The organism is Curtobacterium phoenicis, from assembly GCF_047238015.1.
Taxonomy (GTDB): Bacteria; Actinomycetota; Actinomycetes; order Actinomycetales; family Microbacteriaceae; genus Curtobacterium.
This window is the reverse complement of the sequence record NZ_JBDFLZ010000002.1, coordinates 1,721,583-1,744,988: the sequence shown is the minus strand read 5'-3', so window position 1 is coordinate 1,744,988 and position 23,406 is coordinate 1,721,583. Positions and strand designations below refer to the sequence as shown.

Genomic DNA, 23,406 nt, shown 5'->3' with positions numbered 1-23,406 from the left:
CCGTACCGACCGCTCCCGTCCGCGGCCCCGAACTGGGGATGCGCTCGGCCGGGAGGGTCCCGATACAACTGACGATGGATCAGACCAGCGGAGGGAGCAGCAGTGGCGTCGCATCGCATGCCGGATTCGGACCGGCCACGGCGGCCGGTCCCCGCCTGGGTCACCGCGCAACCGGAGGACGCCCTGGAGGCACGCCCCGCCTCCGCCACGTCGGCCGATGCCGAGCGGGTGGCCGCGTCCACGGCCGCGGTCGTCGCGGAGGCCGCGCCGGGCAGCGTCGCGGCCGCACCCGCCGCCGCTGCGGCAGCGCCGGGCGCGACCGTCATCGCGCCGGGCACGCCGGTCGCCGCGCCCGGCACGCCGGTCACCGCGCCGGGCACGACCGCCCTCGGGCAGGACACGCACGTCCTCGGGAAGAGCGTGCCGGCAGCCACGGACGCCCGGCCGGACCACGTCGCCGCTGTCGACGCGCCGGCTGCGCACCCCGACTCCTCGGGATCTCCGCTCGCCGCCGTCGTCGTGCCGGACTTCCCGCCGGACGAGGACCTCCTGCCGCCGGCGCCGACGTCCCCCGCGGTGCACACCCTCCCCTTCGACCAGCTCGTGCGCCCGACGACCGCCCCCGTGTCGCCGGTCGACGCCGCCCCGCTCACGCCGCCCGCGGCCGCAGCGCCCGCGGCGCCACCGGCACCGGCGGTCCCGGTGGTCGGACAACCGCGGTTCTCGGTGCCCGGGCTGGAACACGTCGTCGTGGCGGGCAGCGAGCCGGCCCCGATCGGCCCCGTCGGGTACCGCACCCCGGCACGCTTCGCGCAGCGCCAGGCCGTCGCAGCCCCCACGCCGGCCGCGCACGCACCGGTCGCACCGTCGCCGTCCGCGCCGTCGCCGTCCGGATCCGTGCCTGCGGCGGCGGGGTCGACCGCAGCCGACGCGCGGACGCGGGACGCCTCCCCCACCGTCGCCGCGCCCGTGGTGCGCGAACCCGCCCCGACCGAGCCGCTCCTCCAGGTCGGCGGAGCCCGCACGGAACCGGCCACGGGAGCGACGACGGACGCGACGGCAGGCGACCGGCCCGCTGCGCGCCGCATCGGGGCGACGCCCGGCGCGGCCCTCGGTGCCGTCGCCGGCATCGCGACCCTCGGCCTGGCGGCGTGGTGGTTCACCGCGCCCGGCGCCGTGCACGGGGTCGGCCTCGTGCTCGGTGTGCTCGCGCTCCTGCTGTCGGTGGCCGTGCTCCGCGACCGGTCCGCGACGTGGCAGCGCTCGGTCGCGGTGCTCGGAGCCGTGCTCGGCGGCGTCGGGACCCTGGTGCTGCTGTGGGCGGTGGCGTCAGCGCTGCTGCCGGCGGCCGGGGTGACGCTCCCCGACCTCACGGGGACCGGCACCGTCCCGACGCTCGCGCCGTAGCGGCCGCGTCGCGCGCGGTGGCATCCCGCGTGGGCGCGTCGCGCGGTCGGGTCCCGCGCGGCCGGGTCGCTCGCGGTCGGGTCGCTCGCGGCCGGGTCGCTCGCGGCCGGTCTGGCGCGGTCGGGCGTTCAGACCGCTCGGATCACGCCCCGGGACAGGATCGCGTTCGTCAGGGCGTCGACCGGTTCGTGCTGCGTCGTCGGGTTCGCGATGAGGACGTAGTCCACCGCGGGGAGGTCGGGGAGCGCCAGCCGCTGCGACACCTTCACGAGGTCGGCCGGGATGAGCGAGTGCGGGAACACCGCCACCCCGATCCCCGCCCGGACCGCCGCGAGCACCCCGTTCACGTCGCGAGTGTTGCAGGTGATCCGCCACGTGCGGCCCGCAGCCTCGAGAGCGTCGATCGCCATCTGCCGGCTGATGCTCGGCGCCTGGTAGACGATGAGCGGCACGGGCTCGCCGTCCTCGAGCGCGATGCCGTCCTGCGCCATCCACACCATCTGGTCCGTCGCGACCCGGGTTCCCTCGGCCGACTCCCCCGCGGTCTGCTTGATGAACACGAGGTCGAGCTGGCCCGCGTGCACGCGACGGAGCAGCGGCGCGGACTGGTTCACCGTGAGCTCGAGGTTCACGTGCGGGTGGAGTCGTCGGAAGTCCCGCAAGATCCGCGGGAGCTGCGTGATCGCGAGGTCGTCCGCCGCGCCGAACCGGAGCCGACCACGGGTCGCCGCCCCGGAGAAGTACGCGTCCGCGGTCGCGTGCGCCGCGAGGATCGTCCGGGCGAACCCGGCCATCGCGTCCCCGTTGTCGGTGAGCGTGACGCCCCGGGTGTCCCGCGCGACGAGGGTCCTGGCGACCGCACCCTCGAGTCGGCGCACGTGCTGCGAGACCGTGGGCTGGCTGATGCCGAGGCGCACGCCGGCAGCCGTGAAGCTCCGGGTCTCCGCGACCGCGAGGAACGTCCGCAGCAGCACCGGGTCGAGCACGATGGACTCCCTCATTCGTCATCGCAATGGAGTGATCACGACCATACCGGGATCGAATGGGCAGCGGACAAGTAGTTTCGCATGGGTACCGTTCCGCCCCCGACGTCCGGAGACCCCAGCCGTGAGTGCGTCATCGACGACCCTCCCCCCGCCCACCGAACCCCTCCCCGTCGTCACCGAGCGCCCGCCGTGGCGGCACACCCTCATCGCCCTCTCGGTGCCGAACTTCCGGATCTTCACCGCGACGAACCTCGTGGCGATGACCGCCGGGTGGATGCAGCGGATCGCGCAGGACTGGCTCGTCCTGCAGCTCACCGGGTCGGTTGCGCAGGTCGGCATCACGGTGGCGTGCCAGTTCGCCCCCATGCTGTTCTTCGGCCTGTTCGGCGGGGTCATCGTCGACCGGTTCTCGAAGCGCGCGCTCATGATGCTCACGCAGGGCGCGTTCGCCGCCCTGTCGCTCGTGCTCGCGGTGCTCACCCTGACCGGCGTCGTGCAGGCATGGCACATCTGGGCGATCGCGTTCCTCGTCGGCATGGTGACGGTGATCGACAACCCGGCGCGACAGGTGTTCGTCACCGAGATCGTCGGGCACCAGCACCTGCGGAACGCGATCAGCGTCAACTCGAGCGTGTTCCAGCTCGGCGGCATGATCGGCCCCGCGCTCTCCGGTGCGCTCCTGGTGGCGGTCGGCGCGGGCTGGTCGTTCGGGGTGAACGCCATCGCGTGCGCCGGGGTCGTCGTGACGCTCGGCTTCCTCCGGGTGTCCGAGCTGCACCGCACCCCACCGGCTCCGCGCACCAAGGGGCAGCTCGTCGAGGGTCTCCGCTACGCCCTGCACAAGCCGACGATCCTCGTGCCGGTGGTGCTCATGGCGTTCTTCTCGGTGTTCGCCCTGACGATGCCGGTGCTCCTGTCGGCCTTCGCGTCCGAGGTGTACGACGTCGGCGCCGGTGGCTACGGCGTGTTCAACTCCGCCGTCGCGATCGGCGCACTCGCCGGGGCGCTGCTCTCCACCCGACGCGCCACGGTCCGGCTCCGCACGATCGTCGGGGGCGTGTTCTGGACCGGCGTGCTGCTCGTCGCCACCGGGGCCGTCCCGGTCATCGCGCCGTTCACCGTCGCACTCGTCGCGGTCGGGATGAGCCAGCTGCTGTTCATGACGGCGTCGAACTCGCTCGTGCAGCTGTCGTCGAACGTCGCGATCCGCGGTCGAGTGATGTCGCTCTACGTCCTCGTGCTGCTCGGCGGCCAGGCGATCGGCGGCCCGATCACGGGCCAGGTCGTCGATCACTTCGGCGCGCACGTCGGGATGGTCGTCGCCGGAGGCGTCCCGGCGGTGGCAGCCGCCGTCGTGGGGCTCGTGCTCGCCCGGCGCGGTGGGCTGCACCTCGCTGTGCGGATGCGGCACCACGTGCCGATGCCCGCGATCGTCGGGCAGCGCTGACGCGCGCGCGTGGTTGCGTCCGCGGCCGCGGCGCGAGACGAACCACGAAAGCGACATCGAACCGGGCCCGAGACCTGGTTCGATGTCGCTTTCGTGGTGCGGGACGGACTGGAGGCCCGTGGCGGGTCGCCGCGGGCCTCCAGTCCGGTACCGGGTCGCGTCTAGTACGCGACGCCGAAGCGCGCCCGGTGGTGCGCCGGCGTGACGATCTCGTCGACGAACGCGATGGCGAAGTCCTCGCCGGAGATGTCCGAGTTGCCGTCGGCGTCGGTGAGGAGCACGTCGTCGGTGGTGCGGTAGGTGCCCTTCCGCTCGCCCGGGTTGTAGCTGCCGAAGGCCGCCGCCGGGCTCACGTAGAACCAGTCGACCTCGGTGTCCGACGCCTTGAGCGCGTCGAGGATCGCGGCGTGGCTCTTGGCCTCCCCCTTGAAGGCGTCCGGGAACTCCGGGGTGTCGAAGAGGCGCGGGCCGCCCTCCGCGACGAACAGCGATCCGGCGCCGCCGACGATCCCGAGTCGAGCACCGGCCGCAGCGGCAGCGTCGACGAAGTGCTGGAAGCGGTCCTTCAGCTCCGAGCCGTCGGCCTGGACGGCGTGGAGCGCGACGACGACCACGTCAGCACCCTTCGTGACCTCGGCGACGAAGCCCTCGTCGAACGCGTCGCCCTGCGCGAGGGTGAGGCCGTCCGCCGGCTCGAGCTTCGAGGTGTCGCGCGCGACGGCGGTGACGGTGATGCCGCGCGAGAGCGCCTCGCGGGTGATGGCGGAGCCGGCGTACCCGGTGCCTCCGAAGACGACGATGCTGGTCATGGCGGTCCTTTCGTGGAGCGGTTGCCCTTCATGACTCACTGTACGGGTGTTACTCTCCATCGGTAAGTAGGCACCTCGCAGTGCGTAAGGGAGGCCAGCGTGTCCGCTCTCGAGTACACCCCCTACGCGGCGGACTGTCCGTCGCGGCAGCTCCTCGACCGCATCGGCGACCGGTGGAGCGTCCTGACGATCGGCTCGCTCGTCGACGGTCCCCAGCGGTACTCGGCCGTCGCGAACCGGGTCCAGGGCGTCTCGCAGAAGATGCTCACGCAGACGCTCCGCGCCCTCGAGCGGGACGGGCTCGTCACCCGGACCGTCTTCCCCGAGATCCCGCCGCGGGTCGAGTACGAACTCACGGAGCGGGGCCGGTCCCTCCGCGCCGTGCTCGAGCCGCTCGAACGCTGGGCGACCGAGCACATGGACGAGGTCGCGGGCTCGCGCGAGACGTACGACGCCCGACAGCGCTGACCACCTCGGCAGCCGCGTCTGGAACCGCGCTGGAATCGTCGGCGGTCGTCGGTGGTTGCCTGGGGGCATGCGATCAGTCGTCTACTCGAAGCCCGGTGACTCGTCCGTCCTGACCCTCGAGGAGCGCCCGCTCCCGGAGCCCGGCCCCGGCGAGGTCCGCGTCCGCGTCGTCGTCTCCGGGGTCAACCCGACCGACTGGAAGGCCCGCGCCGGCGGCACCTACGGCGACGGTCTGCCGTTCCCCGAGATCACGCCGAACCAGGACGGATCGGGCGTCGTCGACGCGGTCGGCGAGGGCGTCGGCCACCTGGCGGTCGGCGACCGCGTCTGGCTGTTCATGGCCGCCTCCGGTCGCCCGACCGGCACCGCGCAGGAGTACACCGTCGTCCCCGCCGAGCGAGCCGTGCCGCTGCCCGACGGCACCGGCCACGACGTCGGCGCTTCGCTCGGCGTCCCGGCGATGACCGCGCACCGCGCCCTCACCACGCACGAGCACGGTCCGGACCGACTCGCTCCCGGGGCGCTGGACGGCAGGACCGTCCTGGTGGCGGGCGGCGCCGGAGCGGTCGGGCACGCCGCCATCCAGCTCGCGCGGTGGGCCGGCGCGACGGTCGTGTCGACGATCAGCTCCGACGAGAAGGCCGCCCTGGCGACCGCGGCGGGCGCGCACCACACGGTGAACTACCGCGACGACGACGCTGCCGACCAGATCCGGCGGATCGCTCCCGACGGCGTCGACATCGTCGTCGAGGTGTCGATCCCGCAGAACGCCCGGCTCGTCGCCGAGGTCCTCGCGAACCACGGCGTCGTGTCCATCTACGCGAACAACGGCGGCGACGACGCGACGCTGCCGATCCGCCCGAACATGAGCGTCAACGCGCGCTACCAGTTCGTGCTGCTCTACACGATCGGCGACGAAGCCCTCGCCGCGGCGGCCGAGGACGTGACCGCGGCACTCCGAGACGGAGCCCTGCCGGTGGGCGAGGACGCCGGCCTTCCGCTGACCCGCTTCTCGCTCGAGCAGACGGCGGCAGCGCACGACGCGGTCGAGGGCGACGCCGTCGGCAAGGTGCTCATCGACGTCAGCGGGGAGTGAGCCCCGGATCTGCACCGCGAACGGAGCGCTGCACCCACCGTGGTCCGGATGGGTGCAGCGCTCCGTTCGTCGGTCGGTGGTCGTCCAGCGGTCAGCGGGCGAGCGCTGCGGCGAGCCGAGCCTCGAAGCGCCGGCGGGCAGCGACCCGCTCGCGCTCGATGTTCGCGGCGATGACGGCGCGGTCCTCGTAGTCGGCGTCGGTGGTGTCGTCGGTCCAGTTGGGGGTGTACACCCGGGACCGACCGAAGGGCTTCGGTTCGGGGGTCACGATGGTCATGCGGGGATCGTACGTCGAGCGTCCGACAAATCGTGTGCGCATCACGGGCCTTTCCGGTGGTTGCGATCGCGGTCCGGGAACGGGGACGCGAGCGAGAACGCGACGGCCATGAACGAGGCCATCAGGGCGATGTACTTCGCGTCGAGGTCGGTGAACGCGTCCGGTGCGGGCGAGTCCACGGTGAGCATGCCGAACGAGTACTCCTCGGAGCGGATGACGACCGAGACGTACGAGCGGTAGCGGGGTTCGAAGCCGGGCAGGTCCTCGTCGACGTCGACGTCGGCCGCTCGGTCACCGACCACGCGCGGGCCGCCCCCGACGAGGACCCAGTCGAGGTTCCGATCGCCGTAGGGCGTCCCGGCCCGGAAGACCCCCGCGGTGTCCTCCGCACCCCCGTGCCCGATCGGCTCGAGCGCCCGGAGGTCCGCGGACAGCTGGTACACGTTCGCTCGGACGTCGGGGACACCCGGCAGCAGGTAGAACGCCAACGCCACGGCGACCCGGTCGGCGAAACCCGGAAGCTCCTGCCGGCGCTCGTGCCGCCGGAGTTCCGCGAACCGGGTGAGCCTCGACGCGAGCTGGCCGAACGCGTACCGGACGGCCGTGCCCTGCTCGAGCTCGGTCGACCGGGCGACGGCGGCGGCTGCGGCCACGGCGGTCGCAGCCCGACGAGCGCGGACGACCTGCACGACCACCGCCGCGAGCAGCACCAGGAGACCGAACACGACGAGGGACACCTTCAGCCCAGGAGCGGCGACGAGGTTCGGCAGCTGGAACGCGGCGGTGGGCGCGGTCGCAACGACGATCGGCCAGCCGACCGCACCGGCACGGCGCCGCCGACGGTCGACCCCACTCCGTTCCCGTGTCATGCCCACGACGGTAGGACACCCCACCGACGTCGGAGGGGTTGTCCACAGGGCGCCGGGCGAGGGTACGAATGTTGTCCCCTGCAACGCCGACTTGCCCCCCGAACGAGGGCAGGAAGAGCATCATCCCCATGCAGCAGCGACTCAAGACCAGAGCAACGGCGCTCCTCGCGACCGCCGCCATCGTCCTCCTCGGCGGCACCTTCGGGGCCTCCGCGGCGAACGCCGCCACCGTCTCCCCGCAGGTGATCGGCGGCGAACAGGCACCCAGCACGCCGTGGGAGGTGCAGCTCGTCTTCCAGCAGGGCGGCTCCGGCACCTACGGATGCACGGGCGAGCAGATCAACGCTTCGTGGGTGCTCACCGCCAACCACTGCGTCGACGGCACCACGGCCATGAACGTCTACCACTCGAACAGCACCACCAACCGCGGGACGGCGACCGCCGCCGATCGCCTGTACTCGGCGCCGTCCGGCGACATCGCCCTGGTGCACCTCCGCACCGCGAAGACGCTCTCGTCGTACGCGTTGCTCGACCTCGCCTACACGACGAAGTCGTCGGGCACGGGCACGATCATGGGCTACGGCAACCGCGCGAACAGCGTCCCGAGCACCGGCCTGTACCAGGCGTCGGTCAACCTGACCGGTCGTTCGGTCGACGCGTACAACGGCACCGCGCAGCACGTGACGGGCGTCTCGGGAGCCTCGAACCACGGTGACTCGGGCGGCCCGCTCCTCGTGAACGGCAGGGTCGTCGGCGTGTGCTCCACCGGCGACGTGGCCGATCCGGGGGCGAACACGCACGCGGGTTCGAACTACGCGGTGCTGACGCAGAGCGCCAGCTGGATCCGCAGCACGGCGGGCGTCTGACCGACGCCGCCCTGTCCGACGGGAGGCCCGTGGCGACGCCGCCACGGGCCTCCCGTCCGTCCCTACCCGCCTCTCCTGCACACGCGGACCTGAGCGGTTCGGCGTCCACAGGCCGCGCGCCGCGGCCCGTCAGGGCTGGCGCGGTTGGTAAGCATGACCCATGACCGACGTCTCGACACCCGTCCCCGGCACCCGCGCACTCGTCCTCGGAGGCGGCGGCGTCGCCGGCATCGCCTGGGAACTCGGCGTGCTCACCGCCCTCCAGGAAGCCGGGGTCGACCTCGACGCCGCGGACCTCGTGGTCGGGTCGAGCGCCGGCAGCGTCGTCGGGACGTTCGTGCGCGCCGGAGCGGTCGCCGATGCGTACGCGCAGCAGCACGCACCGCTGCCCTCGACGTACGAGGAGCCCCCGGTCATCCCGTCGGAGGACTACCAGACCCGCCTCGAGCAGGTCCTCGCGGGCGCACGTGACGACCAGGACGCCCGTGCCCGGCTCGGCGCGGTGGCACAGCAGTCGGTCGGCGGTCAGACCGACGAGGAACGCATCGCGACCTTCGAGCAGACCATCCCCGGCACCGAGTGGCCGTCGAAGCCGCTCGGCGCGACGACCATCGACGCCACCGACGGCACGTTCCGGGTGCTCACCGCCGACTCCGGCGTGCCGCTCGCCCGTGCGGTCGCGGCGAGCTGCTCGGTACCGTTCGTCTGGACACCGGTGTCGATCGACGGGGTCCCCCACATCGACGGCGGGCTGCGGTCGGCCACGAACGCCGACGTCGCCGCCGGGTACGAGCGGGTGCTCGTCGTCGCCTGCGGTCCCGAGGGCCCGTCGCCGCTCGGGCCGTGGCTCGACGTCGCGGTCGAGAGCCTCCGGGCCGGCGGCAGCTCGGTCGAGACCGTCGTGGCGGACAGCGCCTCGCAGCACGCCTTCGGGACGAACTCGCTCGCCCTGTCCACGCAGGCGCCCTCGGCCGAGCAGGGGCACCGCCAGGGATCGACCGTCGCGGAGCAGATCGCCGCGTTCTGGGCGTAGGTCCCCGCCGTGTCACCGGACGTCGCTAGCGTGGGGTCATGACGACGCCGTTCTCCGACCTCGACCAGTTCACCGCCCTCCCCCGAGTCGACGGCATCGCGGTCGCTCCCGACGGCTCGCGGGTGGTCCTCACCGTCAGCGCCCTCGACGACGACCGGACGGGGTACCGCCGCTCGGTCTGGAGCGTCCCCGCCGACGGCTCCGGCACCCCCGTCCGGCTGACCCGCTCCGCGAAGGGCGAGGGCGGCGTCGCGGTCACCCGGTCCGGTGACGTCCTGTTCGTCTCCGGCCGGCCCGACGAGTCCGGGTCCGACGACGCGCCGCAGCTCTGGCTGCTCCCCGCGGCGGGTGGCGAGGCACGTCCGGTCACCGCCCTGCCGGGAGGCGCGGGTGGCGTCCTCGCGACGGCCGCCGGTGCCGACGTGGTCGCGCTCACCGCGTCGCTGCTGCCGGGCGCCCAGGCATCGACCGACGCTCCGGCGTCGTTCCTCGCGGCCGACGGAGCGCTCCGGAAGCGCCGGAAGGACCAGAAGGTCGGCGCGATCCTGCACGAGACCTACCCGGTGCGCTTCTGGGACCACGACCTCGGCCCGGACGAGCCGCACGTGCTCGCACTCGAGCTGGGCGGCCTGCGCGAGCGGGACGATGCCGACCGCCCGGCTCCCGGCGAGGACGCCCCCGACTACCCGGCGCACCTGCCGCTCCCGGTCGACCTCACCCCGGCGCCGGCCCGCACGCTCGACCACGTCGACGGCGCGCTGACCCCCGACGGCCGGACCCTGATCGCGTCCGTCGGCGTGCAGGAAGCCCGGGGGTTCCGCACCGCGCTCGTCACCATCGACGTCGCCACCGGCACCCGCACCACGCTCTTCGACGAGCCGGACGTCGACCACGAGATGCCCCGGATCAGTCACGACGGGCGCACCGTCGCGTGGGTCCGCACGGAGCGCTCGACCCCGGCCGGTGCGCACGAGCAAGAGGTCTGGACGGCCGGGATCACCGCGGACGGCACGGTCGACGTCGCCGGCGCCCGACGGATCGCGGCCGACTGGGACCGCTGGCCGAGTGAGCTCGTCTTCGAGCACGGTGACGGCGCGCTCCTCGCCACCGCCGACCAGGACGGCCGGGCACCGGTGTTCCGGATCCCGCTCGACGGCGGCGCGGTCGAGCAGCTGACCCACGACGACTGGGCGTACTCGAACCTGCGCGTGGCGGCCGCGACCGGTGAGATCGTGGCGCTCCGTGCCTCCTGGCAGGCGCCGCTCCACCCGGTCCGGATCGCCGCCGACGGTTCGGTGACCGTCCTCGCGACCCCGGCGCCGCTCCCTGACGTGCCCAGCACGATCGAGGACGTCGAGACCACCGCCCCGGACGGCACGCGCGTCCGCGGATGGCTCGTCCTGCCCGAGGGCGACGGGCCGCACCCGCTGCTCCTCTGGATCCACGGCGGGCCGCTCAACTCCTGGAACCAGTGGTCGTGGCGGTGGAGCCCGCAGCTCATGGCCGCGCGCGGGTACGCCGTGCTCCTCCCCGACCCCGCCCTGTCGACCGGGTACGGGCTCGACTTCGTCAACCGCGGGTGGAACGCGTGGGGGCAGGCGCCGTACACCGACCTCATGGCCATCACCGACGCGGTCGAGGCCCGCGACGACATCGACGAGACCCGCACCGCGGCGATGGGCGGGTCCTTCGGCGGGTACATGGCGAACTGGGTCGCCGGGCACACCGATCGATTCCGAGCGATCGTGACGCACGCGAGCCTCTGGGCGCTCGAGCAGTTCAACGGCACGACGGACATGTCGCAGTACTGGCAGTCGATCTTCGATGCCGAGGGCATGCGCGAGAACGACCCACACCGGTTCGTGGCCGACATCACGTCACCGATGCTCGTCATCCACGGTGACAAGGACTACCGGGTGCCGATCGGTGAGGGGCTGCGGCTGTGGTCCGAGCTCGCCGAGCACCACGCGGCCGAGGACGGGACGATGCCGCACCGGTTCCTGTACTTCCCGGACGAGAACCACTGGGTGCTGAAGCCACAGCACGCGAAGGTCTGGTACGAGACCGTGTTCGCGTTCCTCGCGCAGCACGTCCTCGGTGAGGAGTGGGAGCGGCCGGAGCTGCTCGGGTAGACCGCGGGCCGGGCCAGGCCCGACCGGGGCAGGGCACCCGGCGATGGTTCCTCGAAACGCGCGCGGTTCGACGAACCACCCGTCGATCGTCCGGTGGTTCGTCGGACCATGCACGAGCACCGCGTGCCGCGCAGCTCGTGCGACGGTGCACGTGTCGATCGACGCGTGCGCCGTCGCTCGGGCGTGGTGCGCACCCGCGTCGCGCCTGCCGCGGCTGTCGAACGACGCGATCGACGTCGCACGACGACCACCGCGTCGCTCCCCCGCCCGCGCAACTGGTGCGCACGCGGGCAACGACACGACCGATGCCACATGACGACCACCGCGTCGCTCTTCCGCTCCCGCAACTGTTGCAGGAGCAAGCAACGACGCGGCCGATGTCGTCCGACACCGGCCGCGCCCGTCCGCAGCGACACCCGAAGTCGCACACGGAACCGGCCGGAGCAGCTGCGCGAGCGCCGCGCTCCGGCCGAGCCTCAGCCCCTCACACGAACGCTGCCTGCCCCGTGATCGCGCGCCCGACGATGAGGGTGTTCACCTCGCGGGTGCCCTCGTAGGAGTAGATCGCCTCGGCGTCGGCGAAGAACCGGGCGACACCCTTCTGCAGCACGATCCCGTTCCCGCCCTGGACCTCACGGCACCAGGCCACCGTCTCGCGCATCTTCGCCGTCGCGAATGCCTTCGCCATCGCCGAGTGTTCGTCCCCACCGATCCCAGCGTCCTGCATGGCAGAGGCCTGCGTGCAGAGCGCGATCGATGCGGTGATGTTCGCGAGTGACTTCACGAGGAGGTCCTGCACCATCTGGTGCGACGCGATCGGCTTGCCGAACTGGATGCGCGTGCGTGCGTACTCGAGCGCGGCCTCGTACGCGCCGACCGCGATGCCGATCGCCTGCCACGCGACCTCGGTGCGGGTGAGCCGCAGCACCTCGGCCGTCGCACGGAACGAGTCAGCGCGCTGCAACCGACGGGCCTCCGGGACGCGGACGCCCGTCATCGTGATGTCGGCGTTCTGCACCCCGCGGAGGGCGATCTTGTCCTCGATCTTCGTCGCAGTGAAGCCGGGGCTGTCCGTCGTGACGAGGAAGCCCTTCACCTGGTCGTCGGCGACGTCCTTCGCCCAGATGACGACGACGTCGGCGAACGTGGCGTTGCCGATCCAGCGCTTCTCGCCGTCGAGCACCCACTCGTCGCCCTCACGCCGGGCCGTCGTCCGGAGCCCACGCGCCGAATCGCTGCCGGACAGCGGTTCGGTGAGTCCGAACGCCCCGACGAGCTCGCCCCGGGCCATGGGCGGCAGCCACTCCTGCTGCTGCTCAACGCTCCCGGCGACCGCGATCGAGTTCATCGCGAGGCCGGACTGTACGCCGATGAACGTCGCCACGCTCGCGTCGACGCGCCCGAGCTCGAGCGCCGCCCAGCCGCGGTAGACGGCCGAGTTCTCGAACCGGCGCACGAGTGGGACGCCTGGTCCGTACATGCCGAGTTCGGCGAGCGGCGCGATGACCTGCATCGGGAACTCGGCGCGAGCCCAGTAGTCGTCGGCGATGGGGCGGACCTCTGCCTCGAGGTACGCCCGCAGCTGGCCGAGCGAGTCACGCTCCCGCTCGGTCAACCCGGCCTGGAAGCCGTAGAAGTCCGATTCGAGGAGGGGCGTGGTGGCTGCCGTCGTTGACATACGTCCGATCGTGCATCATTCTCGGAAACGTTGCAAGGGAGGGATGCATGTACACATCGAACTCTGCGCTGCGCGCCTTCCGGGAGGCCCGCCACACCTTCATCGACGGCTCGCGGATCGACATGGGGACCCTGGCAGCGTCGCTCGGCGTGGACCGGACGTCCCTCTTCCGGTGGGTGGGCAACCGGGACCGGCTGCTGTCCGAGGTGCTGTGGTCCCTGGCCGTCCCGACGCTCGACGGCGCTGCCGCAGCGGCTGCTCCGTCGGGTGCCGCACGCATCATCGACGTCCTCGACCGGTTCACCGCCGACCTCATCCGTGCGCCCTACTTCCGGGCGTTCCTCACCCGGGAACCGGCACGGGCACTCCGACTCCTGACGACGTCGGAGAGTGACGTGCAGCGCCGGTTCGTCGAACGGGTCACCGCGCTGATCGACGTCGAGCGGGCTTCCGGCGCGTTCGATCCCTCGCCGCTGCCGAGCGAGGAGTTGGCGCGACTGCTCGTGCGCATCTCGGAGTCGTTCACGTACGCCGACCTCATCTCGGGCGAGACGCCCGACGCAGCCCGCGCTCGGGCGACGTTCGAGTACGTGCTCCGCCCCGCCGCCGTCCCGGCACCGGTCGACTGAGGCCTGACGGTGACGGCGTCAGCCCTTCGCGGCGGTGAACTCCAGGTTGATGTCGTCGGGGTCCTGGACGGACAGGATCACGATGCCCGCGTCCCCGAGGTCCGTCACCGCACCGTGCTCGATGCCCGCGCCGTCCAGGCGAGCAGCAGCCTCGTGGAGCGCCTCGACCGAGCCCACGGTGAAGCTCACGTGATCGAGCCCGACCGTGTCCGGGTCGAACCGCTGCCCGTGCGGCGCGACGGGTCGGAGCCCGAAGAGCTGGTCCCCCAGCGGGAAGATGCAGCCACCGTAGAGCCGCTCGCGGTCCTGCTCGATCCCCGGTTCGTCGGCGTGCTCGCTGAAGTCCATCGCGGGGGCGACGCCGAGCAGCTGCTCGTAGAACGCCTTGCTCCGGTGGATGTCGGTCACGGTCACCCGGACGTGGGCGAGCGCGGTGGGGTGGGCGAAGGACTCGGTCACGGCAGGGTGCTCCTCGTGGTGCGTCGGGCGGCCGACGATCGCCGGCACACGTCGAGGCAACGCCGACGGCCTGACGAGCACCCGGACGGCGCGGTGACCGGACAGCGCACGTCGATCAGCGGAAGCCGCGGGTCTCCAGCAGGTGCTGCGGGATGCCGTGTCCCCGGCACCGGTCCCGACGACGGACACCACGCATCACGTCACGGACGTGGTCGCCGCAGCCCGTCCACGAGGACTTGCCGCACACCGGACACTGGACCGACTCGCACATGTCGGCCACGGTACGGACGGCGCCCTGAACAGACGGCTGCCGCACTGTACCCGCTCGACCCCATGACGGATTCCGGACTCCCGGACATCAGACGACACGGAGCAGCAGCCGACTACGGTCGGTCCGGCCCCTGCCCCGGCGCCGGCCAACGCCGACGCCACGGCCACGCCCGCGGGGTCAGCCGAGCCGCGCAACCGATCGGAGACCGATGAGCATCGACGAGTACCCGTTCACCCGCACCTACCCCACGCGGTGGAACGACAACGACATGTTCGGGCACGTCAACAACACGATCTACTACTCCGCGATGGACAACGCGGCCACGTACTGGTTCCGCGAGGTCGCCGGGCTCGACCCGTTCTCGTCGGAGTGGATCGCCGTGCTCGTCTCCTCGAGCTGTCACTTCGTCCAGTCGGCGGTCTGGCCGGACGTCATCGAGGTCGGGATGCGGTCGAAGCGCGTCGGCACCACGAGCATGGCGTGGGAGTTCGGTCTGTTCCGTGCCTCCGACCGCGCCCTGCTCGCGACGGGCGAGTTCGTCCACGTCGTCATCGATCGCGAGGGCGCCCGCCGCCCCGTGCCGGTGCCGCCCGAACTCCGCGAACTCGTCTCCCGCACGATGACCGTGCCCGCCTGACCAGTGCACAACCGAAGGCGGCTCGAACCACGGGATCCCCTGGTTCGAGCCGCCTTCGGTTGTGCGAACGCCGCGTCGGGTCGATCGCACACCCGAACGCCCCTTCGCGCCGAAGCGAGCGCGCGCCCGGGCGAGCGCCGCTAGATCAGCGCATCCGTCAGGTGGTTCGGCGTGCCGAAGCGGTGCGCCGTGATGGACACCGCCTGCTCCCGGAGGAACGGCAACACCTCGAGCCGCCCGGCCTCGGTGATGGGCTCGGCGTAGACCGCCACGTCCGGACGCCCACCGATCGCCGTGTACAGCGCCGAGACGTCACCGCCGATGAGCCGCACCCGGGTGGAGGGACCGTCCGCGATCCGAGCCGCGAACGTCGCATCGGTCTCCTCGTCCCGGAGCGACCGCACGATCGACAGCGACTGCAGTGCGGAGCGCACGGCGGCCGGCAGTGCGCCGGCGACCGACACGTCGATGGTCGTCCCCGCGCGGAGCGCAGCCGCGACGACCCGGACGAGCGCCTCGACGTCGAGCGCCGAACCGTCGAGCACCGAACCGTCGACCGTCGAGCCGTCGTCCGAGGCCAGCCGCACCTGCACGCCCGGGTAGGGCAGGTAGCGCGCGATGTTCCGCTCGGCGGTCAATCCCGAGACGTCGGTCGCGGTGCCGAACAACGACGCCCACGCCTGCTGGTCCGACGCGAGCGAGCGGTCGAGCGACTCCGACGCCACCCCGGCAGCGCGGACGAAGGACGCCACCGGCGCGGACACCGCCGCACCGGCGCCGGCGGGCGCGGACGACCACGAACCGAGCCCGAGCAGGTAGTTGAGCCCACCGGCCTTCGTCCCCGCGCCGACGGCCGACTTCTTCCACCCGCCGAACGGCTGCCGACGGACGATCGCGCCGGTGATCCCGCGGTTCACGTAGAGGTTTCCCGCCTCGATGCGGTCGAGCCAGGTGCCGATCTCCGCCGGGTCGAGCGAGTGCAGCCCCGAGGTCAGGCCGTAGTCGACCTCGTTGACGATGTCGATCGCCTCGTCGAGGGTGCGCGCGGTCATGATCCCGAGGATCGGGCCGAAGTACTCGGTGCGGTGGAACGCCGAGCCGCGGGCGACACCGTCGCGGACGCCGGGGCTCCAGAGCTTCCCCGAGTCGTCCAGGCGCGCGGGCTGCACGGCCCAGGTCTCTCCCGCGCCGAGCTTCGTCAGGCCGTCGAGCAGCTTGCCCGCGGCCGGCTCGATGACCGGCCCCATCTGCGTCGTGGCGTCGGTCGGGTAGCCCACCGTCAGCGAGGACACCGCGTCGACGAGCTGCGACCGGAAGCGCCGCGACGTGGCGACCGACCCGACGAGGACCACGAGGGAGGCCGCGGAGCACTTCTGGCCCGCGTGCCCGAACGCCGAGGCGACGACGTCCTTCACGGCGAGGTCGAGGTCGGCGGACGGCGTGACGATGATCGCGTTCTTGCCGGAGGTCTCGGCGAGGAGCGGCAGGTCGGGACGGAACGACCGGAAGAGCTCGGCGGTCTCGTACGCGCCGGTGAGGATCACCCGGTCGACGAGCGGCGACGACACGAGCTGCTTCCCGAGGTCGTTCTCGGACACCTGGAGGAACGCGAGCACGTCCGCCGGGGCACCGTGCAGGTCGAGCGCGGTCTCGATGATCGACGCGAGGACGGCGCCCGAGCGCTCGGCCGGCGGCGCGGGCTTCAGGACGACGGCGGAGCCTGCCGCGAGGGCAGCGAGCGTCGAACCGGCGGGGATGGCGACCGGGAAGTTCCACGGCGGCGCGACGAGCGTCAGCGCGGCGGGCGTGAACGTCGCGCCGTCCACCTCGTCGAGTTCTGCTGCGAGCTCCGCGTAGAAGTGCGCGAAGTCGATCGCCTCCGACACCTCGGGGTCGGCCTGGTCGATGGTCTTGCCGGTCTCGGACGCCATGACCTCGACGAGCGCCGCCCGGTTGGCCTCGAGCGCGTCGCCGACCGCGTGCAGGACGGCTCCGCGGGAGGCTCCCGACCACGTGGCCCACTCGGCGCCCGCGGCGCGGACGCGACCGAGGACAGAGTCGAGCGTCGCGGCGGAGTCGACCCGTGCCTCCTGGACGGCCCTGGTGCCCAGCGTCGAGGACGCGACGCGCGCGGTGATCTCGGCACCCCACTGCCGGAACTCCGCGACCGACGGGTCGGTGTCCGGGGTGTTCTCGAAGTGCCCGGCCACGGGACGCCCCACCGCCGCGTAGCGGTCGGCCACACGGTGCGATGCCGGAGCGAGGAGCCCCTCCGGAGTGGCGAGGGGCTCCAGGGACGAGCGGAAGCGGTCCTCTTCACGAGCGAAGAGCTCGGGCGACGAGGCGAGCGAGAACACCGCGGACATGAAGTTCTCCTGCGACGCCCCTTCCTCCAGGCGACGGATCAGGTACGCGATCGCCACGTCGAACTCGCCGGGGTGCACGACCGGCGTGTAGAGCAGCAGCGACCCGACGGTGCGGCGGACGGCCTCGGCCTGCCCCTGCGCCATGCCGAGCAGCATCTCGAACTCGATGCCGTCGCGGACGCCCCGCTGGCCGGCGAGCAGCCAGGCGTGCGCCACGTCGAAGAGGTTGTGCCCCGCCACACCGACGCGGACGTTCTCGATGCGCGACGGCGTGAGCGCCCAGTCCAGCACCCGCTTGTAGTTCGTGTCGGAGTCCTGCTTGGTGTGCCAGGTGGCGAGCGGCCAGCCGTGGACCGATGCCTCCACCTGCTCCATCGGCAGGTTCGCGCCCTTCACGAGGCGGACCTTGATGTCGGCACCCCCGCGGGCACGACGAGCAGCGGACCACTCCTGGAGGTGCTGCATCGCGGCGAGCGCGTCGGGGAGGTAGGCCTGGAGCACGATGCCGGCCTCGAGCGTCGTGAACTCGGGCTCGTCGAGGAGCTTCGTGAAGACCGCGATGGTGAGGTCGAGGTCCTTGTACTCCTCCATGTCGAGGTTGATGAACTTGTTCGGCGAGGCGGCAGCGGCACGGCGGAACAGCGGCCGGAGCTTCTCGATGATGTCCTCGACGGCGTGGTCGAACGCCCACGGCGAGTGCGGGTGCACGGTCGAGGAGACCTTGATCGACACGTAGTCGACGTCGTCGCGGGCGAGCAACTTCTCCGTGCCCGCGAGCCGACGCGCGGCCTCCTTCTCGCCGAGGACCGCCTCGCCGAGCAGGTTGACGTTGAGCCGGACGCCCTCGCGCTTGATCTTGGCGATCGCGGGGCCGAGCTTGGCGTCCGTGGCGTCGACGATGAGGTGCCCCACCATCTCCCGCAGCACGCGGCGGGCGATCGGTACGACGACGCCGGGCAGCACGGGCGCCATGCCGCCGCCGAGCCGGACGAGCCCCCGGAGCGCCGCGGGCAGGAACCCGGGGGCGTTCGGCGCGATGGCGCGGAGCTTCCGTGCGGCGACACCGAGGTCCTCCGGGCGGACGACGCCGTCGACGAAGCCGACCGCGAAGTCGAGGCCGGCCGGGTCGGCGAGCACGCCCGCGAGCTGCTTCGCGGAGCCGTCGACCGGGTAGGTCTCGGCCTCGGCGAGCCACTGGCGGACGAGCGCGACGGACTCGTCGGCGAGGTCGCCGGGTCCGGTGGGCTGGGAGGCGGCAGCGGGGTGCTCGTGCACGGTCGTCATGGGATCAGTGTGGAGCCGCCGAAGCATCAGCGGAAGCAACCTTTCCTGACGAGTACCGTGCAGTTCTCCTAAACTGATGCCATGCTCGACGTCCGCCGTCTCGTCCTCCTCCGTGAGCTGTCCATCCGGGGCACGATCGCCGCCGTCGCCGAGGCCGTGAACTTCACTCCGTCGGCCGTCTCACAGCAGCTCGCGGCCCTCGAACGCGAGGCCGGCGTCCCCCTCCTGCGCAAGGCCGGCAGGCGGCTCCAGCTCACCCCGCAGGCCGAGGTGCTCGTCCAGGCGGCCGGGCACGTCCTCGACGTCCTGGAGCAGGCGCAGTCCGAGGTCGAGGGCTCGATGCCGACCGTCCAGGGCCGTGTCCGGGTCGCGGTGTTCCAGTCCGCGGCGCTCGCGCTCATGCCGAACGCCCTGCACGCGATGGCGACCGCCCACCCGGACGTGCGGATCGAGATGGTCCAGCGTGAGCCGGAGACCGCGCTGCACGAGACCTGGATCCGGGACTTCGACATGGTCATCGCCGAGCAGTACCCGGCGCACGCGGCGCCGCGGTTGCCGGGGCTCCAGCGCGAGGACCTCACCACCGACGCAGTCCGCCTGGCACTCCCCCCGGTCGACACCGCGCTCGCGTCGGTCTCGTCGATCGCGGACGCCGAGGCCCTGCCGTGGGTGATGGAGCCGCGCGGCACGGCGTCACGGCACTTCGCGGAGCAGGTCTGCCGCCGGCACGGGTTCGAACCCGACGTCCGCTACGAGACCGCCGACCTGCAGACGCAGATCCGGCTCGTCGAGTCCGGCAACGCGGTGAGTCTCATGCCCGACCTCATGTGGACCGGTCGAACGACGACGTGCCGACTCGTCGAGCTCCCGGAGCGACCACGGCGGACGATCTTCACGGTGGTCCGGTCGGCGGGGTCGTCCTCGCCGGCAGTCACCGCCCTGCGTGCGGAGCTGGAGCGGGCCGCAGCGGTCGTCGCAGCCTGATCGAGCACTGTTACCGGACCGAGACCGAGACGCCGTCAGGCTCCCGGTCCTCGCGACACCCCTGGACGAGGGCACGTCCCGTGCCCGTCGACAACCAGGGGGATCTCATGCAGCAGTCCTGCCCACGCCGACTCCGTCCCGGCGCCGTGATCGGCGCGGCCGTCGCCGTCGTCACCGCGTCGTCCGCCTTCGGCATCGGTGCCACCGCGGCGTTCGCCGACGACGTCCCGACCGCGACACCGACGGCCACGACCGGCACGACCGGCACGTCGGTCGCCACCACCGGCGATCAGCCGGGAGGCCCGGCACCCGACACGACGTCGGCCCACCCCGACGAGACGACCACCCCGCCGCACGCGGTCGGCCCCGACGAGACGGTGGCCCCGGCCGGGACGGCCGGCCCCGACGAGACGGTCACCCCGGCCGGGACGGCCGGCCACGTAGGCGTGGCAAAGCGCGACGAGCCAGGCACACCGGGCTCGTCCGCCGACCCCCGCGCGTCCGTCCCGGCCGCCACCTCCCCCGCCGGTCCCGCTCCCGCCGAGCAGCGCGCCGGCCTCGCGTTCCCCGTCGGGACGACCGCGGGCGCGCCGCTCGTCCTCGAGGTCGCCGCGGGCGACACCGTCGACCGGACCTTCACGGCGACCGGCGGGACCGACCCGGTCACGTACGAACTCCGCGGGACCGGTGGTGAGCCGGTCGTCGGCGACGGCTCGTTCGACAACGACTACGCGCTCGACGGGGCGACCGGACGACTCTCCGGCACCGCCCGGCTCGCCACCACGTACGACTTCCAGGTCGTCGCGACGAGCGGCTCCGAGCGTGCGGTCGAGTACGTGCGGCTCACCGTCCGCCCGGGGGTCCCGGTCGGGGTCACCTTCTCGGTGTCGAGCACCGACGGCGACGGCACGTGGCAGGTCGAGACGGACGGCACGATCTGGGAGCAGGCGGCGGGCCGGGGGCGCGTGCGCGTCGTTCCGGAGGTCCCGGTCACCGAGGGGTCGCCCCTCGTGCTCGCCGGCCTCGCGGTCGACGCGTACGGCAACCGCACGACGCCGGGCGGCGACGACGACCCGTATCCGAGGTCGACCGTCACGAGCACCGTCGCCTCCGACCGGGTCGTGTGGTCCGACGCCGGGTCCAACTCGGTCTCCTTCACCGAGACCGGCTCGCGCACCCTGACGGTCTCGGAGGGTGGCGCCTCGACCTCGTTCACGGTCGACGTCAGCGCCGCGACGGAGTCGTTCGGGTTCACCCCGGGCACGGAGAGCCGGTTCACGGCAGCAGCCGGCGAGGCGTTCTCGGCCGAGTTCCCGGTGACCGGCGGCGGCGACGACCTGCGGTACGAGCTCCGCTCCCCGGACGGATCACCGTACGAGGGACAGGACGGCCTGGACGTCCGCATCGATCCCCGCACCGGCTCGCTCACCGGCAGCGGCACGGTGGCGGGGACGTACCACCTCCGGGTGGTCGCGGCGGGTGGCGGCGTGGAAGCCGTCCTCCCCGTCGAGCTCACCGTGACGCCGGCAGCGTTCGACCACTTCGACGTCAGCGTGCGTCAGGCCGACGCCGGGGACACCAAGGACTGGTGGTACGTCGAGGGTGACACCGTGGAACACGTCCACGGTGACCCCGTGGGCGAGCGCGTCGACGCCGTCCCTGCGCGACAGGGTGACCGGATGGTCGTCTTCACCGTCGCCGAGGACCGGTTCGGCAACGTCCTGGACCACCTCGTCGACCGCACCCTCACGAGCGACGTCGCGAGCGACCGGTTCGCCCTCGACCCCCTCAGCGGCGGCACGACGGTCACCTTCGAGCACGCCTCCCGGCACGTCGTCACGGTCGGCTACGAGGGCGGTTCCCAGGCGATCCCGTTCGACGTCTCGCCCGACGCCGGAGCCTCGGCCGGGCACGACGCGACGGGCACCCTGGCGTACACGGGGTCGGACACCTCGGGGCCGCTCGGGTGGGCGCTCGGCCTGCTCGCCGCCGGCGGCGGTCTGCTGCTGCACCGCCTCCGTCGCCGTCGCGCCTGACGCGACCGACAGCGCCCGGGAGGCGCGGGGCGAGCCCGCACCACGCCTCCCGTCCGCTCGTTTGGGTTGCTGTGGAAAACCCCAGGTCAGATGCTGTGTGAACCGGAATGGTTCCGTGATGGAACCGCAACGTCGAATCCACTCGCAGGCCCCGGGGAAGCCGTAACGTCAGCGTCGACAGGAGCGGATGGCCGCCCTGCGACCCAGGACCTCCCAGGGGGGAAATCCATGCGTACCACCACCTTCTCGCCGCGCCGTCGTGCCGGTCTCGTCGCGGCGACCGCGATCGCGATCGTCACCGTCGGTTCCGGAGCGGCGTTCGGCGTCTCCGCGGCGAACGCGGCGACCGACACGGCGACGTCGACGTCGACCGCAGCGCCCGCCGCCGGATCGACGACGACCGGGTCGACCTCGACCGGCTCGACCTCGACCGGGTCGACCTCGACCCCGACCGGCACGACCTCGACCGGGTCGGCCTCGACTGGCTCGACCCCGGCCGCGAGCACGCCGCTCGCGTTCACGGAGCCGTCGACCAAGGCTGACCCGCTCGCGCTCAGCGCGACCGTCGGCACCCCGTTCAGCCACACCTTCCACACCACGGGTGGCGACGGCACCGTCGCGTACGCGATCCAGGACGCACCGTCGAGCGCCTGGACCGTGAACGTCGAGACGGGCGTGCTGAGCACGACCCCGACCACGCCCGGCACCTACGACTTCGAGGTCGTCGCACTGAGCGGTGGCACGCAGGTCACCGAGTACGTGCGGGTCACGGTCGCCCCGTCACCCGTGTCCTTCACCGAGCCGTCCACGAAGGCGAAGCCGCTCGCGCTGACCGCGACCGCCGGGGCGACGTTCACCCACACCTTCCAGGTCGTCGGGGGCTCCGGCTCCACCGCGTACGCGATCCAGGACGCCCCCTCGTCGAAGTTCACCGTCAACGTGTCCACCGGCGTGCTGACGAGCACCGAGACCACGGCGGGCACCTACGACTTCGAGGTCGTCGCCCTCCGCGGGACGGCGACGGCGACGGAGTACGTCCGACTCACGGTGCGCCCCGCCGCGCCGGTCGGTGTCTCGACGATCGTCGGGGACGGGAACCCGGACCACGGCGCATACGCGATCGATCCCGCCGGGGTGATCGAGTCGTTCAGCGCCACCGGGAAGGACCTCGGACGGGTGACGTCGATCCCCGCGAAGCAGGGTGGCACGCTGCGCGTCACGGGCCTCGCCGTCGACCGGTTCGGGAACCTGACGTCGCTCGGCACGGTCGGCCACCAGCCGATCGGGACGGTGACGAGTTCGATCGCGTCCGACCAGATCGTGCCCGTCCCCGCGGACGACTACGTCCGCGTCACGTTCCCCCACGCGTCGCAGCACCGCCTGACCGTCGCGCAGGACGGGGTCTCGACATCGTTCGTCGTCACGGTGCAGCCGATCGCGACCACCGCCGTCGCGACCTCGGCGACCGGCACGGGGGCGACCCTCGCGTACACGGGTGCCGACGAGCGCGGTCCGATCGCATGGGGTGCGGGCCTCCTCGCCGCGGGCGCGACGCTCCTCGGGTTCCGGCTGCGTCGGCGCCGCCTCTGAGCAGCTCCCTCCGCCGATGACGCGGGTCCGGTGCCGATCGGCACCGGACCCGCGCCGGTTTCCGCACGGTTCCCCCCAACCC

At 72.6% G+C, this 23,406-nt stretch carries 19 protein-coding genes; 12 read left to right on the top strand and 7 right to left on the bottom strand.

The window, feature by feature from the left end; translation table 11 throughout:
* Positions 1-117: 117 nt before the first annotated feature.
* The gene (locus ABC270_RS08540) at positions 118-1,407 is read left to right on the top strand and encodes a hypothetical protein (RefSeq protein WP_412880389.1); all 1,290 of its coding nucleotides are present in this window, start codon (positions 118-120) and stop codon (positions 1,405-1,407) included.
* A 128-nt stretch (positions 1,408-1,535) separates the two neighbouring features.
* On the opposite strand, the gene ABC270_RS08535 is transcribed toward ABC270_RS08540, so the two are convergent.
* Entirely contained in the window at positions 1,536-2,393 is an 858-nt protein-coding gene (locus ABC270_RS08535) for a LysR substrate-binding domain-containing protein (protein WP_412882060.1), read from the bottom strand.
* A 121-nt stretch (positions 2,394-2,514) separates the two neighbouring features.
* Here ABC270_RS08535 and ABC270_RS08530 point away from each other — a divergent pair, with 121 nt between their 5' ends.
* Entirely contained in the window at positions 2,515-3,840 is a 1,326-nt protein-coding gene (locus ABC270_RS08530) for an MFS transporter (protein WP_412880388.1), read from the top strand.
* A 161-nt stretch (positions 3,841-4,001) separates the two neighbouring features.
* On the opposite strand, the gene ABC270_RS08525 is transcribed toward ABC270_RS08530, so the two are convergent.
* Positions 4,002-4,649: an NAD(P)-dependent oxidoreductase gene (locus tag ABC270_RS08525; RefSeq protein ID WP_412880387.1), complete on the bottom strand. Its 648-nt coding sequence runs from the start codon at positions 4,647-4,649 to the stop codon at positions 4,002-4,004.
* Positions 4,650-4,748: 99 nt separating this feature from the next.
* On the opposite strand from ABC270_RS08525, the gene ABC270_RS08520 reads away from it, so the two are divergent.
* Positions 4,749-5,117 (top strand): winged helix-turn-helix transcriptional regulator, encoded by a 369-nt coding sequence (locus ABC270_RS08520; RefSeq protein ID WP_412880386.1) that lies wholly within the window; start codon positions 4,749-4,751, stop codon positions 5,115-5,117.
* Between the two features lie 67 nt (positions 5,118-5,184).
* Positions 5,185-6,213, top strand: coding sequence for an NADPH:quinone reductase (locus ABC270_RS08515; protein ID WP_412880385.1), 1,029 nt, complete (start codon positions 5,185-5,187; stop codon positions 6,211-6,213).
* 91 nt (positions 6,214-6,304) lie between these two features.
* On the opposite strand, the gene ABC270_RS08510 is transcribed toward ABC270_RS08515, so the two are convergent.
* Positions 6,305-6,490 (bottom strand): hypothetical protein, encoded by a 186-nt coding sequence (locus tag ABC270_RS08510; RefSeq protein ID WP_290132156.1) that lies wholly within the window; start codon positions 6,488-6,490, stop codon positions 6,305-6,307.
* A gap of 41 nt (positions 6,491-6,531) precedes the next feature.
* Positions 6,532-7,359: a hypothetical protein gene (locus tag ABC270_RS08505; RefSeq protein WP_412880384.1), complete on the bottom strand. Its 828-nt coding sequence runs from the start codon at positions 7,357-7,359 to the stop codon at positions 6,532-6,534.
* A 128-nt stretch (positions 7,360-7,487) separates the two neighbouring features.
* On the opposite strand from ABC270_RS08505, the gene ABC270_RS08500 reads away from it, so the two are divergent.
* The 3 genes from ABC270_RS08500 to ABC270_RS08490 all read left to right on the top strand — a co-directional run bounded on the left by ABC270_RS08500 (position 7,488) and on the right by ABC270_RS08490 (position 11,390).
* Complete coding sequence (locus tag ABC270_RS08500) at positions 7,488-8,225, top strand: S1 family peptidase (RefSeq protein ID WP_412880383.1); 738 nt, start codon at positions 7,488-7,490, stop codon at positions 8,223-8,225.
* A 160-nt stretch (positions 8,226-8,385) separates the two neighbouring features.
* Complete coding sequence (locus tag ABC270_RS08495) at positions 8,386-9,258, top strand: patatin-like phospholipase family protein (protein WP_412880382.1); 873 nt, start codon at positions 8,386-8,388, stop codon at positions 9,256-9,258.
* Positions 9,259-9,296: 38 nt separating this feature from the next.
* Positions 9,297-11,390: a S9 family peptidase gene (locus tag ABC270_RS08490; RefSeq protein WP_412880381.1), complete on the top strand. Its 2,094-nt coding sequence runs from the start codon at positions 9,297-9,299 to the stop codon at positions 11,388-11,390.
* A gap of 484 nt (positions 11,391-11,874) precedes the next feature.
* Here ABC270_RS08490 and ABC270_RS08485 read toward each other — a convergent pair whose 3' ends face one another.
* Positions 11,875-13,068: an acyl-CoA dehydrogenase family protein gene (locus tag ABC270_RS08485; protein WP_412880380.1), complete on the bottom strand. Its 1,194-nt coding sequence runs from the start codon at positions 13,066-13,068 to the stop codon at positions 11,875-11,877.
* Positions 13,069-13,115: 47 nt separating this feature from the next.
* On the opposite strand from ABC270_RS08485, the gene ABC270_RS08480 reads away from it, so the two are divergent.
* Complete coding sequence (locus tag ABC270_RS08480) at positions 13,116-13,697, top strand: QsdR family transcriptional regulator (protein ID WP_412880379.1); 582 nt, start codon at positions 13,116-13,118, stop codon at positions 13,695-13,697.
* An 18-nt stretch (positions 13,698-13,715) separates the two neighbouring features.
* Here ABC270_RS08480 and ABC270_RS08475 read toward each other — a convergent pair whose 3' ends face one another.
* The gene (locus ABC270_RS08475; RefSeq protein WP_412880378.1) at positions 13,716-14,156 is read right to left on the bottom strand and encodes a VOC family protein; all 441 of its coding nucleotides are present in this window, start codon (positions 14,154-14,156) and stop codon (positions 13,716-13,718) included.
* A gap of 479 nt (positions 14,157-14,635) precedes the next feature.
* Between ABC270_RS08475 and ABC270_RS08470 the strand changes: the two genes are divergently transcribed.
* Positions 14,636-15,064 (top strand): acyl-CoA thioesterase, encoded by a 429-nt coding sequence (locus ABC270_RS08470; RefSeq protein WP_412880377.1) that lies wholly within the window; start codon positions 14,636-14,638, stop codon positions 15,062-15,064.
* Between the two features lie 140 nt (positions 15,065-15,204).
* On the opposite strand, the gene ABC270_RS08465 is transcribed toward ABC270_RS08470, so the two are convergent.
* Entirely contained in the window at positions 15,205-18,714 is a 3,510-nt protein-coding gene (locus ABC270_RS08465; protein WP_412880376.1) for a proline dehydrogenase family protein, read from the bottom strand.
* Between the two features lie 81 nt (positions 18,715-18,795).
* Between ABC270_RS08465 and ABC270_RS08460 the strand changes: the two genes are divergently transcribed.
* The 3 genes from ABC270_RS08460 (at position 18,796) to ABC270_RS08450 (ending at position 23,324) form a co-directional block, all read left to right on the top strand.
* The gene (locus ABC270_RS08460; protein WP_058725901.1) at positions 18,796-19,698 is read left to right on the top strand and encodes a LysR family transcriptional regulator; all 903 of its coding nucleotides are present in this window, start codon (positions 18,796-18,798) and stop codon (positions 19,696-19,698) included.
* Positions 19,699-19,805: 107 nt separating this feature from the next.
* Positions 19,806-21,734 carry a hypothetical protein gene (locus tag ABC270_RS08455; protein ID WP_412880375.1) on the top strand — a complete coding sequence of 643 codons (1,929 nt, stop codon included), beginning with the start codon at positions 19,806-19,808 and terminating at the stop codon, positions 21,732-21,734.
* 228 nt (positions 21,735-21,962) lie between these two features.
* Positions 21,963-23,324: a hypothetical protein gene (locus tag ABC270_RS08450; protein WP_412880374.1), complete on the top strand. Its 1,362-nt coding sequence runs from the start codon at positions 21,963-21,965 to the stop codon at positions 23,322-23,324.
* Positions 23,325-23,406: the final 82 nt, after the last annotated feature.